Raw genomic sequence first — 13,223 nt, 5'->3', positions numbered from 1 at the left:
GTGATCCTGCAGAAACACGATCTGATTGAGACGTTGATTGAAGACTACATCGAACGCGGCGATTTTCTGTATCTGGGGCGTGGAATCAATTACCCGATCGCACTGGAGGGCGCGTTAAAACTGAAGGAGCTTTCCTACATTCATGCGGAAGGTTATCCTGCCGGCGAGATGAAGCATGGACCGATCGCATTGATCGATGAAAAAATGCCGGTGGTTGCTGTGATGCCGCAGGATCGCCACTACGAAAAGATTAGAAGCAATGTCATGGAAGCCAAGTCGCGCGGCGGAAATATCGTTGCCATTGCCACGCAAGGCGATGCCTCGGTTGAAGACATCGCCCGCAAAGTCTTCTACATCCCGCGCGCCGATGAGCTTCTCGTCCCGATTCTGTCAGTGATTCCGCTGCAACTGATCGCTTACTACATTGCCGTGCGCCGCGGCTGCGACGTCGACCAGCCCCGCAACCTCGCCAAATCGGTCACGGTGGAGTGACAGAAATCGAAATTCTCAATCAGGACAATTAATCGCGTTGTAGTCGGTGTCCTGAAAGAGCCCGCAAGGGTTGTAAGTGACAGAGGTCGTACCGTCGCAAACCTCGTCACATACGTCGCTGACCTTCCACCAACAAGTGAAATCGTTTTCACCGAAGAGGCCGTCAGCATCGTCAATGCCACACCGCAAAGCAGCAGTCCCTTCCAAAGTCGGGAGAGCACTATCGCAGAAGCAATCTCCGGTAGAGCTATTGCAAGAGAACAGTAACGCGATCGGTAACAAGCCTTTTTTCTTGCAGTTGATTGTGGGTGTCGTGTCAAGCTGAGGCATGATGTCCAAAGGTCCGACACACGCCAAAAGGTCGTTTACTGAACAAAGAGCGAACACAGCTATCGCAAGGAACAGAACTCTCTTCATGGCGAGTCCTCCAATTCGTATCATAGGTTTGTAAGTACTTCTACCACAATGTCCGCTTCCGAGTCAAAAGTCGCGAACGGAAACCTTATTTATGGTTGTGTTGCGGTTGCTGAATTTTGTTTTTTTCTTCTGGATATCGTAAATGCTCGCTGTCGAGCCGGAAATTCCTGATCGACGCGCTCCGTCCGGAGTAATTCCATTGAATGCCGTTGGAGGTGAATTGATAGATCTTGGACCTGCCGATTCGGATATCGGAAAGGGTTGCAAACGGGCTGTTCTTTAGAACCAGAGGAGTTTTTCCATCGCCACCTACAGGCGATACGATTTCCAGGTTCAAAATGTTGGGGATCTCAATGCGGTAACGATTGGGTTCCTGGAGGACCTTCATTTCCACCTGTTCCCATTTTTCGTTTGCGGACATCCTCTGTTTTTGACCGACTTTCTTTCCGAAGAAAACTCGGGCTATTTCAACAAGTGCGTTCTTTTGTTCTTCACTCACTTCTTTGGGAATGTAAATTCGAGCAAACGTTAAATTGCCGGCTGCTTCAGACATTCTCATTCCTTTGGGGCTTTGTCCGGCAGCGGCGACTCTGGTCCCATCCAGGATTACGTTGCCATACAGGCCTTTTGTAATATTCAGAACGGCTGTATCATCGCAATGTCCAAACGTTGGGAGGCTCTGAAATTCACAAGGACAAAACACATAACACTGACAGGCGTCGGCGATGACCCCTTCCACATTCCAAGCAATGCGATCGTTCGAGCTTACGGGTAAAGCCAACAGAAGTAACAAACAAGCAGTAAAAGCTGTCTTGAGCATGACACCTCCTGGCCGAAGCGAGATTATATCATTGCCATTTGACCCTTATAATTGAATTGGTTATGAAAAACGTTTTCTGTCTGCTGATGTTGATGTTTTGTCTACCGGCTCGTCTTGTATTTTGCGAAACTCTCGTTATTTTGAATAAGGCTGAGAATACGGCAAGTCTGGTCGACCTGCGTTCTAATAAAGTAGAGTCCGTTCTTCCAACAGGACAAGGCCCGCACGAAGTGGCTGTTTCTGCTGATGGAACGTATGCGGTTGTATGCAATTACGGCACGCGAGAGATTCCGGGATCTTCGTTGACTGTAATCGATGTTCCTGGAAAGTCGATACAAAAGACGATCGATTTGAACAAATACAAACGTCCCCATGGAATCCAATGGTTGTCGGAACACCGTGTAATTGTCACAGTGGAACAGAACCGCGCTGTGATTGTTGTTGATCTAGAATCCGGTCGTGTCGAAAAGGAAATTTTAACTGATCAGGATCTATCTCACATGGTGGCTTTATCACCGGATAAGAAAAGGGCCTACGTCGCAAGCATCGGGTCGGGAACCGTAACAGTTCTGGATCTGGAGAAGGGAACCCGAATTAAATCAATTCCTACGGGCGACGGAGCTGAAGGAATCGATCTTACTCCTGATGGCCGGGAAGTTTGGGTTACGAATCGAGCTGCTGATTCCATTTCGGTATTGAGTCCGAAAAGTCTGGAAATTGTTTCCACGATTGCATCAAAATCATTTCCGATCCGAGTCAAGATTACTCCTGATGGGCGGAACGCTCTGGTCAGCAATGCCCGCAGCGGCGATATTGCCGTCTTTGATGTTGGTTCAAAAAAAGAGCTCCGGAGGATTGTCATTCCTCTGGAGGCATCGGAAAAGGAGGGCCGCGTTTTCGAAGGCTTTGGAAACAGCTCTGTTCCGGTTGGAATCTTGATTCCACCTGATGGAAAAAGAGCATTTGTAGCACATGCAAATGCGGATTCGATTACAATTTTGGATCTCGTTGAATGGAAACCTGTGGGTTCCATCAAAGCAGGAAAGGAACCGGACGGACTGGGCTACTCGCAAAAGTAGCTTTCACTATCGCTATGAATGGTACCCGGTTGCGCAACCTTGTAAAATAGTTCGCATGAAAACTCCCCGCGCTCTGATTCTTGTACTGCTTCTATCGTGTGCGATGTTTGCGTCATCATCACCTTCGACTGATCCTCGCCTCCAGGAACTATTTGATGAAGAATGGAGGTTTCGTCTGGCTGAGAACCCCCTGTTCGCAACTTCGGTTGGCAACCACGACTATGGGGATCGCTTTCCTTCTGTTTCAAAAGAGGATGAAGCACGACGCGCCGATTTTTACAGAAAGATTCTGCAAAAACTGAACGAAATTGAACGAAACAAACTGAAGAAGACTGATCAGATCAGTTACGATCTTTTTCAGAATTTCGTTGAGGATTATCTTTCTTCGTTTGAATTTCAGGCTTATTTGATTCCACTGAACGCAGACAGCGGTTTTCACACTGATTTTGCAAGATTACCGCGTCAGGTTCCATTGAAAACGGCAAAAGACTACGAAAACTATATTGCTCGCCTTCGGGGTTTCAAGAAGTACGTTGATCAGAACATTGGCTTGATGCGCGAAGGCCTTCGCACGGGGATGACTTTGGCGGCTGTGGTTCTTGACGGTTTTGAAGTTACAATAACTACTCATATCGAAGAAGATCCCACAAAGAGTATTTTCTTTTCGCCGCTGAAGAATTTTCCAACTTCGGTACCCAATTCGGATCAGGAACGGCTTCGCACAGATGCAGCATCTGCGATTTCCGAAGGTGTGGTTTCCGGGTACCGGACGTTTCTTGAATTCATGCAAAAGGAATACATTCCAAAAACACGCCGAACTCTCGGCGCCTCTGCACTTCCGAACGGCAAAAAGTATTACGAGTATCTGGTACACCACTACACGACACTCCCTTTAACTCCGGAAGAAGTGCATCAGATAGGATTAAATGAAGTACAAAGAATCAAAAAAGAAATGGAAGAGATCATCCGGTCGGTCCATTTCAAAGGTGATTTTGCGGCCTTTCTAAAATTTCTGAGAACGGATAAGCGATTTTATGCGACCACACCCGCGCAACTGTTAAAAGAAGCTTCTTATATCTCAAAACGAATGGATGGAAAGCTGCCGTTTCTGTTCAAAACATTACCGCGCCTTCCATACGGAGTGGAACCCGTTCCCGATCATATTGCTCCCAAATATACCGCGGGCCGCTACGTAGAGCCTGCCAAAGGCAGCAACGAGCCCGGATACTATTGGGTGAACACATATGCTTTGGAGAGCCGGCCGCTCTACGCGCTTGAATCACTCACTCTTCATGAGGCGGTTCCCGGCCATCACTTGCAGACGGCGCTCGCAAGTGAAAAAGAAAATATCCCTGAATTTCGCAAATTCCTGTATGTGGATGCTTTCGGTGAAGGATGGGGACTCTACTCGGAATGGTTGGGCCTGGAGTCAGGTTTCTACCAGGATCCTTACAATAATTTCGGACGCCTGACTTACGAAATGTGGCGAGCGTGCAGGCTGGTGGTGGATACAGGAGTGCATTCCAAAGACTGGACACGCGATCGGGTACTGCAATTCTTAGCTACAAACACCGCATTGTCGCTTCATGAAGTAAAAACGGAAACGGACCGTTATATCTCCTGGCCCGGGCAGGCGCTCGCTTACAAAATCGGGGAATTGAAAATTCGGGAATTGCGTCGCAAGGCCGAAGCTGAGCTGGGTCCGAAATTTGATGTTCGTGAATTTCACGATGCCGTTCTTGGAAATGGATCCGTGACTCTGCCAATCCTCGAAAAGACGATCGAAGAATTTATTCAGCAGCAGAAATCGCCTTAGTTGTTTTTATTTTTTCGTATCAGCCATCAGTTGATCGTAGCGTCGCTGCATCTCTTCGGCCGAAACATCCTCTATGTGGTGCCCGATGTTCCAACTATGACCGAACGGATCTTTTATGGTTCCGGATCGTTCGCCGTAAAACTGGTCCTGAGGCTCGCGTACAATCTTCGCTCCCGCTTTCACAGCTCGCTGAATCACTTCGTCTGCATTATCCACGTGAATATGGAGTGAACAGGAGGTGAAATCGGTCTCCTTCGGAGCTTCAAAACCGTACTCCGGAAATTCGTCCGCCAGCATCAGCGTAGCGCTTCCAAATTCCAGCTCCGCATGTCCAATCCGGCCACCCGGTTCTGTGAGACGAAGTTTTTCTTTCACACCAAAGGCTTCCTTGTAGAATTCAATCGCCTTCTCTGCATCTTTTACGCTTATATACGCAAACAATTCTTCAATTTTCATGTGCTGATCCTCCGCTCACAATTGTCTACTTAAAAGTGACTCTTGTATTGAATAAAATTTACCTTTTGATGATCGGAATCGGTACGTGATGGCTCTGGGTGCGAGAGCTTCGATATTCGCCCGGGGTAATCCCTGCGATCTCTCGGAATTCCCTGTTGAAATGCGCCTGATCGGAGTATGCATTTTGGAGCGCAATATCCACAAGGGAAGCATTCGGCTCGGTGAGTCTTTTTAATGCTCGTTGAAATCGGAGGATCCTGGAATACAACCCGGGGGATTGTCCCACTGCGGTTCGAAAGAGCTCGATAAAATGCTTGTGGCTGTAGCCTGTCTCCCTGACGATTTCGCTGATATTGCCCCTTACAGGGATGACCTTCAGAGCGTAAGCTACAACAGGGTGGACAGAACCATTCTGCGGAATTTTACTCACGAGATGCGATTCAAAAACGTCTAATTGTTGTTGAAGTGTGCCCTCTTGATGCAATTGCTCCAGCAAATCAATGGAACTTTGTCCCCACAACTCTTGAATCGATATGTGTCTTTCGGCCAGATCCGCTGCAATTACCTCGAATAAAGAACCGGCCATACCCGGTTGGAGTACAGCGCCGACCGTTCGCACCGGCCTGCAGACATCCTTTATGTAGTAACGAGAGCGAAGTCCGGCAACCACACCAAAGCCGAAAGCCTGCCCGCGTTCATCGATCGTCGAGTCGAAAATTCGAATTGGATGATTGGAGAGTCTGAAGACCACATGCATGCTTCCTGTGGGAATCATGCGTTCGCGTTTTGCAGGGATGGTGCTTTCGCGGTCATCGGATGCCCACAAGAACTTTACGAAAGGGTGCAATGCGCCGGAAGGAGCCCGTTCGATAATCATGATGCGTACCATATTAGTATAAGTATTTTTTCTTTGTGACTTCGCTTTGAAGGAGAAACGCTTCGCGAGAAACTTCGGGCAGGCGCGCTGTTTTTGCGTAAGTGCATCGACTATGCAATGCAATTGGCAGGTGGACTCGCTGCGGCTGCTGCGGCACATGATAAAGGAAATTGTTCACCGCGATCTTAAGCCTGAAAATATTTTTCTTACAAAAGATGGACGACTCAAAATACTGGATTTTGGATTGGCCAAACTCCAATTGGGGGAGCCATCGTCCGAAGAACACTCACAACTTCAAACCGTCGCTCCTTTATCAACTCCTGGAATGATTGTGGAGACTGTTGGTTACATGTCCCCCGAACAGGTGCGAGGCGGACCATGACCATCCTCTTGCGCCATGCCGATATTCTAGCGCTAAACGGCATAGCTAAAATGCGCCGTCTTAGCCGCGAGGGCGATTTGGATCGATAACTATCGGCTCCCCTCCGCCACCCAATTCAGGATCATTAGGATTGACAGTATCTGGACCTTTCGCATCTAGTACCACGTGCCCGTCTCCACCAGGGGTTATCGACGACTGATCTTCCGGGTTCGGATTGCTGATCAGTTTTCTTCGCGGATCGGCTTCCGATAGCTTGCTTCCATCGATTGGACCCAGGTCTTCTTGAACGCCCGGCTGAGTGGTGGAATCGCGCCGCAATTGAATTTTTTCGAGCGTTTCCTCCGTAATCACTGGTTGTGTCCCTTCAGGAGAGTCCGGATTGACATATTCTTGAATCCCATCCCCTTCTTTTTCATTCAGCTTCTTCTTTTCTTGTTCCTGGGGGTTGACGATGGCTTTTATGCCATCGAGGAAGTCAGCTGCCCGGCCCGTAACTTTTTCGACTATTTCCGGCAGCTTCGTAAGCGTTTTAAAGGGGTTGCGGTCGGCATCAAAAGACGCTAAACCCATGCCAGGACGGTTGAATCCAGCATCATATTTTGGCGCCTCCGGTCTGGCGCCTCCTAAACCGGTGTAGTTCACAGTTCCAGAAGAAGGAGGAGTAGAGGATTGAGCACCGGCTCCTTCTTTCAGATTCAAAGCATCGTTGAGCTGGTTCCTGATATCGTTTCCCTTCATATCGATTCCCATGTGATTCGGCCCCGGCCGGGTTTTTCCAAATCCGAGATCGCCACTTCCCACTCCGCTATCGACAGAAGTGCCATTCGGAAGGGTCTTCGGCAGTTCGGCTTTCTCGCGAAAAGGAACACCCGGAATCAGAGCCGCGGGAACTTGGTTTGGATTAATACTCTGTGTTGGATCCAGCTTCGGTGTTGATGCGAGGTTGTCAAGGATAACGTTTGAATTTGGCTTCATTTCCACGCTGTCCGTTTTCGGTGAAGGATTTCTTTGCAGTTCCACCGGCGCGGTAGTCTTCTCCTCAACTGCCTTTCCTGGAGCTGGAGTGCTAGGTGGTTTTTCTTGTACTGGTTCTGGGGGCGTCCATATGGTTGGTCGATTGATTTTCATTTCTCCTCCTGATTCCTTTTAGTAAAGCAACTACTATGCCATGCGATCCTGCTCGTAGAGCGAATTGACGTTGCCAACTGTGTTGGCATTTTGAAGTGGTTGCGCCGGGCGGTGCCAGCCCAATAGCGAACAACGCGATGGGGCGATATTTCAAGATGCGAGATGGAACGCGCATCCAGGTCGTGGGTATCGTACGGGACGGAAAATACGCGACCCTCACCGAAAATCCATGGCCGGCGATGTTTCTCCCCATCCTGCAATCGCCCGCGAGTGATGCATCGATAGTGGTGCGATCGAATGGTGATACGGAGCAACTGCCGGCCGCCATCCAGAACAAACTGCGGGACCTGGATGCGGGGCTACCTTGCTTCATCCAAACGTGGAACGAGGGATTGGACTTGCCTTTGTTTCCTTCACGTGTCGCTACGGTTTCCCTGGGTGTGCTGGGCTTGATGGGCGCGATGCTGTCCATCACCGGCATCTTGGAATGGCTGCGTACTCGGTCAGCAAGCGGATGCGCGAGCTGGGAATTCGTATGGCGCTCGGCGCGCAACGGAAGCAAGTGTTGGAAGCCGCATTAGGACGCGCCGTCAAATTGCTCGCTTTTGGTTCGGCAGCAGGATTGATTCTCGGAATTCTCGCGACCCGCGTACTCGCTTCCATTGTGTATCAGGTTACTCCCCGCGATCCGCTCGTACTGTCATGCGTTGTTTTAGCAATGTCATTGCTGGGACTGCTCGCTACATGGATTCCCGCACAACGCGCCCTATCAGTCGAACCTTTGATGCTCCTGCGCGAAGAGTGAATTCACACGCGTGTCCTTGACGGGACGAAGTAGCTATTTTATATTGATTAGTAGCTACTATGAAATCCGTTACAGCGAAGGAACTAAAAAACCGGACGGGCGAAGTGCTGAAATTGATTGAAGACGGTCAAAAGGTTTTGATCACCATGAGAAGTAAACCATTTGCCGTGCTTTCACCGGTGCAGGACCGGCAATTGGAAGCTGCGCACCTACGGGCTTATGAAGAAGCATGGGATGATATCGAAACGACTCTTCGTCGTACAAAGCCCAGGTTTGGGTCAGTAGCTGAGGCCATGAGGTGGAGCAGAAGACGGAGTTGATTGTCGTTGATACGGATATTTTTATCCGGGACCTGCGATACTCTCGCGATCGAGAGTCGAAGATCAACCGCCGGTTTCTGGACACGATCCGTACGCAAGGAAATGCAGTTACAACGATCGTCAACCTCCTGGAAATTTGCGGGATACTCTCGTTCAACCTTTCGCCTACCCAACTGAAAGAACTTTTCTCTTATTTTCCACGGCGTTACCAAGTTGATGTGCTGCCCTTGCATTCGTTGGAAGAACCGCTTCCTGAAGTTGGAATCAGTAACCTGTTTGAACAAATCGGGATGAAACTTAGTTTTGGAGATGCGCTGATCGCTTCTGTGATAGCGAAATACATACCTGGTGCGGATATGTTCGTTTCGTGGAACGCAAAACATTTCCAACAAATGCACATCCCTTCTTTGACACCCGCGCAAATTCTGAAACAAAAGTCGGATCGTGAATCGGGCGATTAAAAAAGCCACCAAGAAGAGCTGACTTCGTTTTGTGGACCGGCCATCATGGTTCCATCCAGAGCGGTTTATGAGGATCATCACGAGCTGTTTTTGTCTCGGCGTAAAGAGATGCGACAGAAGGTATTCGGGTCCGGAATTCGTCGCGAAGCGCGGCGCGCTCGCGGCTTTGTGATTCTCCTAAGTCTCGTTCGTAATAAAAGCGAGAAGTTGACGAAGAGTGGCACATCTCCATTTCTTATTACTACTCCGTCCTTTTGGGTATCAGAAGACAAGTTGTTATACTGGCTCAAACTGAGGTAAACATGACCAAAATCAGCAATACCGGTCCCAAACCTATTGCCACAGAAAATATTCAGGATACAAGCAAATCAAACGAAGCTGCGCAAACCAGCACGCCTTGACAATTAACTCCCGAAAGGCAAGTTGCGGCGGACAAGTACGCTGCCGGCGATCTAAAAGCTGCGGGAAATCAGATGAAATCGCAGCTGGATTCACAGCTTGAAAGCGCGAAGACCGAAGTGAAGGAAGACCCCTCACTCTCTCCGGAACAACTCGCAGCGCTCGCAGCAAAAGGACAGGTGCGTTATGCTCCACCCTACGTTCCCGTGGGACCTGTTGTCATGGGCGACAATATTTCCGCGCCAGGGCATACGACTGCAAGCAGTGAGACCAGCGAAATGAGCCTGAGAGCTGATCAATTTCAGATCAATGAACAGGGAAATCTGGTGATCACGAACGAAAAACTCATTGAGTATTTCAAGTCCTTAAAGGAAACGGGCAAAGATATCCTGCTGAATCTCAAACCGCGCGGCGAAGAATAAACAATGCGTGGTGAGAGCCGGGAAGTCATTCTGGTAAACATGCCTTTTCACGGCTATATGCCGTCTCTCGGGTTGAGTTTGCTCAAGAGTTGCCTTGCAGCAAAAAACATTTCCAGCAAGGTTTTGTACTTCGGTCTTCCCTTCGCTGAACGTGTAGGACGCGATCTTTATCATGTTCTTGCAAATGGGTATCCACGTCCGATGGATCTGCTCGGCGAATGGATTTTCTCTACAAGTCTGTTCGACTACGACAACTCGGAGTATATCGAAGAAGTTCTTGTCCGGCGATCGCGAATTTACTCCGACATTGTTGATCACACGATTGAGATTCCTGACGGCCTCTTTGAAAAAATCCGGGAATATCAATCGGTGGCTCCCGGATTTGTCGCGGAGTGTGCGGAAGCAGTTCTTGGTTACTCTCCCAAAGTGGTTGGGATTGGCAGCGTATTTCATCAGCAGATGTCTTCGTTATCGTTGGCAAAAAGGATCAAAGCGCGCTCCGCTGAAACTTTGATTGTTGTTGGCGGAGGAAATTGCGAAGGAGTGACGGGAGCCGAAATCGTTCATCAATTTCCCTTTGTCGATGCGGTTGTTTCCGGTGAAGCGGAGCTGGTCTTCCCCCAAATCGTGCAAAGACATTTGCAAAGCGAAGACTTTGCGAATTTGAAGGGAGTCTATACTCCGGGCAATGTATCCGCTGCCTTTGATTCGAATCAGTTTCCAAACGCCGAGAAAATTCCAAATCTCGATGACCTTCCTTATCCGGATTACGATGATTTTTTTGAACAGCGCGCAGAAACCAAATTTGATTTTGGACGCCAGGTGCTTTTTGAATCTTCACGCGGATGCTGGTGGGGAGAAAGGAGTCATTGCACCTTTTGCGGTATCAGCAGCGAAACGATGCCCTACCGCAGCAAGTCGCCTCAACGCGCATTCGAGGAAATCTCTTTTCTTTCAGAAAAGTACAACAGTAGAAAGGTTCATGTTGTCGATTGCATTCTGGATCTGAAGTATTTCAAGGATTTTCTGCCGAAGCTTGCCGAACGGAATGAAAAGCTCGACATCTTTTATGAAGTAAAAGCGAATCTTAAAAAAGATCAGCTTCGTTTGCTGTTCGATGCCGGAGTAACTACGATCCAACCGGGAATCGAAAGTTTTAGAAACTCGCTTCTGCAATTAATGGGGAAAGGCGTCACTGCGCTTCAGAATATCCAGCTTTTAAAATGGTGCAAAGAGCTGGGAGTCAGAGTTTCCTGGAATATTCTCTGGGGATTTCCGGGAGAAGATCCGCAGGAATATCATCATATGACCGAACTGATCCCGCATTTAACCCATTTACCCGCGCCCCAGGCAGCTTGTAGAATCCGTCTCGATCGCTTCAGCCCGAATTATGAGCGGGCGAAACAATTTGGGATCACAAAGGTAAAGCCGCATCCTGCATACTTTTATCTTTATCCTTTTCCTGCAGAAGTCGTGTCCAACCTGGCATACTTTTTCGATTACGATTACAGTGAAGAACGCGATGTGATGAGCTACACAAATGATCTTTGGCATGCAGTCAAGAAATGGTGGGATGTGGAAGGAAGTTCGGATTTATTTTGTATGGACAATGGTAGCCATCTTCTCATCTGGGATTTGCGACCTGTTGCAATCCAACCGCTTACAGTTCTTACGGGAATGCAAAAAATCCTCTATGGAAAATGTCAGGTCGCGCAGACTGCCAGCGAGTTGAAACGTTCGAGCGAGGAGTTTGATGTGCAGGCTCTCCTGGAACCGATCGTGAATCGTGGTCTGATGATTCAGGATGGCAAATCGTATTTAAGTCTCGCAATTCCTTTAGGCGTCTATCAGCCAAAAGGCGCCGCGCTGCAAAAGTTTTGCGAAGTTTTGCAAGAGCTTAGCTCTTTGGGACTTTGTGACTTTGCGTCTTTGCGTTAAATCGATCGATGTCTGATATTGAGTATCTCCAGCGGCTTGCTCTTTCGCACATGGCGACACGAATCCTCATGTCCGGAGTGCAGCTCGGTGTATTTGAAAGCATTGGTGACGATTCGAAAACAGCGGATGAAACCGCAGAGGTAACGGGAAGCTCACCGCGCGGAATCAGGATGCTGCTCGATTGTTTGGTTTCATTTCGCCTTTTGAATAAATCCAATCAGCGATACTCGCTGAATCCGATTTCATTGCGTTATCTCAGAAAAAGCAGTCCGGACTACATGGGGGATTTATGGGAAGATGAGCGCAGTTTGCAACAGTGGGATTGTTTGAATGAAGCGATCCGTTCCGGAAAGCCTGTGCGAAAAAAGGGAAGTCTCTCGGAAGAAGCGGCATCCTTTGCCGGGTTAGCACGCAGCCTGCATGTGGTGAATTGGAGATCCGCAGAGAGCGCAGCTCAGATTCTTGGCGCAGGAGGCACTCATGCCGGAATGAAAGTACTGGATGTTGCCTGTGGATCGGGAGTTTGGGGGATTGCGATTGCGCAAGCCGACCCGCAATCGCAGATCACGGCTCATGATTTGCCGGAGATCCTGGAAATCACGAAAGTTTACGCAAAACAGCATCACGTTGAAGAGCAGTTCACCTATCTTCCGGGGGATTTAAGAATGATGGATTTTGGGAAAAGCAAGTTTGATCTTGCAATTCTTGGCAACATTGTTCATTCCGAAGGGGAACGATTCTCACGCGAATTGCTCGCACGTATGAATCGATCACTGGTGGATGCAGGAAGAATTGCAATTATTGACATCATCCCGGAGGAAGAGCGTACCGGTCCGCAATCTTCACTGATCGTCGCTCTCGCGATGTTGCTCGATACGGAGGAAGGGGACCTTTTTACTCTGTCTGAATACAAACATTGGCTCAATGAAGCGGGATTTACACGAATAGAAACTGCCGACATCAGCTCACATTCGCCAATGATCGTTGCCCATAAGAATTCAACGCAAAGACACAAAGGCGCAGAGTAACCAGGTTGGTATACTATAGACATCCCAAAGCGAGAAAAACCCAACCAGAACGCATGAATGATAAGCTGTCCGTGCTGATTCCAACTCTGAATGAGGAAGGGAATATCTCGGCCTGTATCGATTCCGTCCGGGAAATCGCAGATGAGATTCTGGTTATGGACAATTTCAGCACGGATAGGACCACAGAAATTTCACGCGCGGCCGGTGCAATCGTTCATCAGCGCAAATTTGATCATTTTGCAGCCAACAAGAATGCAGGAATCGAGCTGTTGCAAAACGATTGGGTCCTGATTCTGGACGCCGACGAAAGACTGACACCCGTTCTCCGTAAAGAAATCAGAGATGCGATCCGGAAACCGCAGGCGGAAGCTTATGCCATCTTG

General features: G+C 48.7%; 16 protein-coding genes. 11 read left to right on the top strand and 5 right to left on the bottom strand.

What is annotated here, in order from left to right:
• A partial coding sequence (locus L0156_05495) for an SIS domain-containing protein (protein ID MCI0602449.1) occupies positions 1-492 on the top strand: 492 nt, incomplete at its 5' end.
• 15 nt (positions 493-507) lie between these two features.
• On the opposite strand, the gene L0156_05490 is transcribed toward L0156_05495, so the two are convergent.
• A complete protein-coding gene (locus tag L0156_05490) occupies positions 508-909 on the bottom strand; it encodes a hypothetical protein (protein MCI0602448.1) in 402 nt (133 codons plus the stop codon).
• Positions 910-994: 85 nt separating this feature from the next.
• Entirely contained in the window at positions 995-1,729 is a 735-nt protein-coding gene (locus L0156_05485) for a DUF1326 domain-containing protein (protein ID MCI0602447.1), read from the bottom strand.
• 62 nt (positions 1,730-1,791) lie between these two features.
• On the opposite strand from L0156_05485, the gene L0156_05480 reads away from it, so the two are divergent.
• Both L0156_05480 and L0156_05475 read left to right on the top strand, forming a co-directional pair.
• On the top strand, positions 1,792-2,808 hold the full coding sequence (locus tag L0156_05480) for a YncE family protein (GenBank protein ID MCI0602446.1): 1,017 nt from the start codon (positions 1,792-1,794) through the stop codon (positions 2,806-2,808).
• 55 nt (positions 2,809-2,863) lie between these two features.
• On the top strand, positions 2,864-4,624 hold the full coding sequence (locus L0156_05475) for a DUF885 domain-containing protein (protein MCI0602445.1): 1,761 nt from the start codon (positions 2,864-2,866) through the stop codon (positions 4,622-4,624).
• A 6-nt stretch (positions 4,625-4,630) separates the two neighbouring features.
• Here the strand turns inward: L0156_05475 and L0156_05470 are convergent, their stop codons facing one another.
• Together L0156_05470 and L0156_05465 are read right to left on the bottom strand one after the other, a co-directional pair.
• Positions 4,631-5,080: a VOC family protein gene (locus tag L0156_05470; protein ID MCI0602444.1), complete on the bottom strand. Its 450-nt coding sequence runs from the start codon at positions 5,078-5,080 to the stop codon at positions 4,631-4,633.
• A gap of 58 nt (positions 5,081-5,138) precedes the next feature.
• Positions 5,139-5,957: a helix-turn-helix transcriptional regulator gene (locus L0156_05465; protein ID MCI0602443.1), complete on the bottom strand. Its 819-nt coding sequence runs from the start codon at positions 5,955-5,957 to the stop codon at positions 5,139-5,141.
• A 112-nt stretch (positions 5,958-6,069) separates the two neighbouring features.
• On the opposite strand from L0156_05465, the gene L0156_05460 reads away from it, so the two are divergent.
• Entirely contained in the window at positions 6,070-6,339 is a 270-nt protein-coding gene (locus L0156_05460) for a protein kinase (GenBank protein ID MCI0602442.1), read from the top strand.
• Positions 6,340-6,399: 60 nt separating this feature from the next.
• Here the strand turns inward: L0156_05460 and L0156_05455 are convergent, their stop codons facing one another.
• A complete protein-coding gene (locus tag L0156_05455; GenBank protein ID MCI0602441.1) occupies positions 6,400-7,467 on the bottom strand; it encodes a hypothetical protein in 1,068 nt (355 codons plus the stop codon).
• Between the two features lie 379 nt (positions 7,468-7,846).
• Between L0156_05455 and L0156_05450 the strand changes: the two genes are divergently transcribed.
• The 7 genes from L0156_05450 to L0156_05420 form a co-directional block, all read left to right on the top strand.
• The gene (locus L0156_05450) at positions 7,847-8,272 is read left to right on the top strand and encodes an FtsX-like permease family protein (protein ID MCI0602440.1); all 426 of its coding nucleotides are present in this window, start codon (positions 7,847-7,849) and stop codon (positions 8,270-8,272) included.
• A 59-nt stretch (positions 8,273-8,331) separates the two neighbouring features.
• Positions 8,332-8,592 carry a type II toxin-antitoxin system prevent-host-death family antitoxin gene (locus L0156_05445; protein MCI0602439.1) on the top strand — a complete coding sequence of 87 codons (261 nt, stop codon included), beginning with the start codon at positions 8,332-8,334 and terminating at the stop codon, positions 8,590-8,592.
• Positions 8,571-9,053, top strand: a complete 483-nt coding sequence (locus L0156_05440) for a hypothetical protein (protein ID MCI0602438.1) — start codon at positions 8,571-8,573, stop codon at positions 9,051-9,053. The genes L0156_05445 and L0156_05440 overlap by 22 nt, the downstream gene beginning before the upstream one ends.
• Positions 9,054-9,526: 473 nt before the next feature.
• Positions 9,527-9,874, top strand: coding sequence for a hypothetical protein (locus L0156_05435; protein ID MCI0602437.1), 348 nt, complete (start codon positions 9,527-9,529; stop codon positions 9,872-9,874).
• Positions 9,875-9,877: 3 nt separating this feature from the next.
• Positions 9,878-11,812: a RiPP maturation radical SAM C-methyltransferase gene (locus tag L0156_05430; protein ID MCI0602436.1), complete on the top strand. Its 1,935-nt coding sequence runs from the start codon at positions 9,878-9,880 to the stop codon at positions 11,810-11,812.
• A gap of 8 nt (positions 11,813-11,820) precedes the next feature.
• Positions 11,821-12,840, top strand: coding sequence for a methyltransferase domain-containing protein (locus L0156_05425; protein MCI0602435.1), 1,020 nt, complete (start codon positions 11,821-11,823; stop codon positions 12,838-12,840).
• Positions 12,841-12,893: 53 nt separating this feature from the next.
• The coding region (locus L0156_05420; protein MCI0602434.1) for a glycosyltransferase family 2 protein at positions 12,894-13,223 on the top strand (330 nt) is incomplete at its 3' end.

The sequence above is a fragment of the bacterium genome, assembly GCA_022616075.1.
Lineage (GTDB): Bacteria > Acidobacteriota > HRBIN11 > JAKEFK01 > JAKEFK01 > JAKEFK01.
Note: the sequence above shows the minus strand (reverse complement) of the source record. Positions and strands in the feature narration are given on the sequence as shown.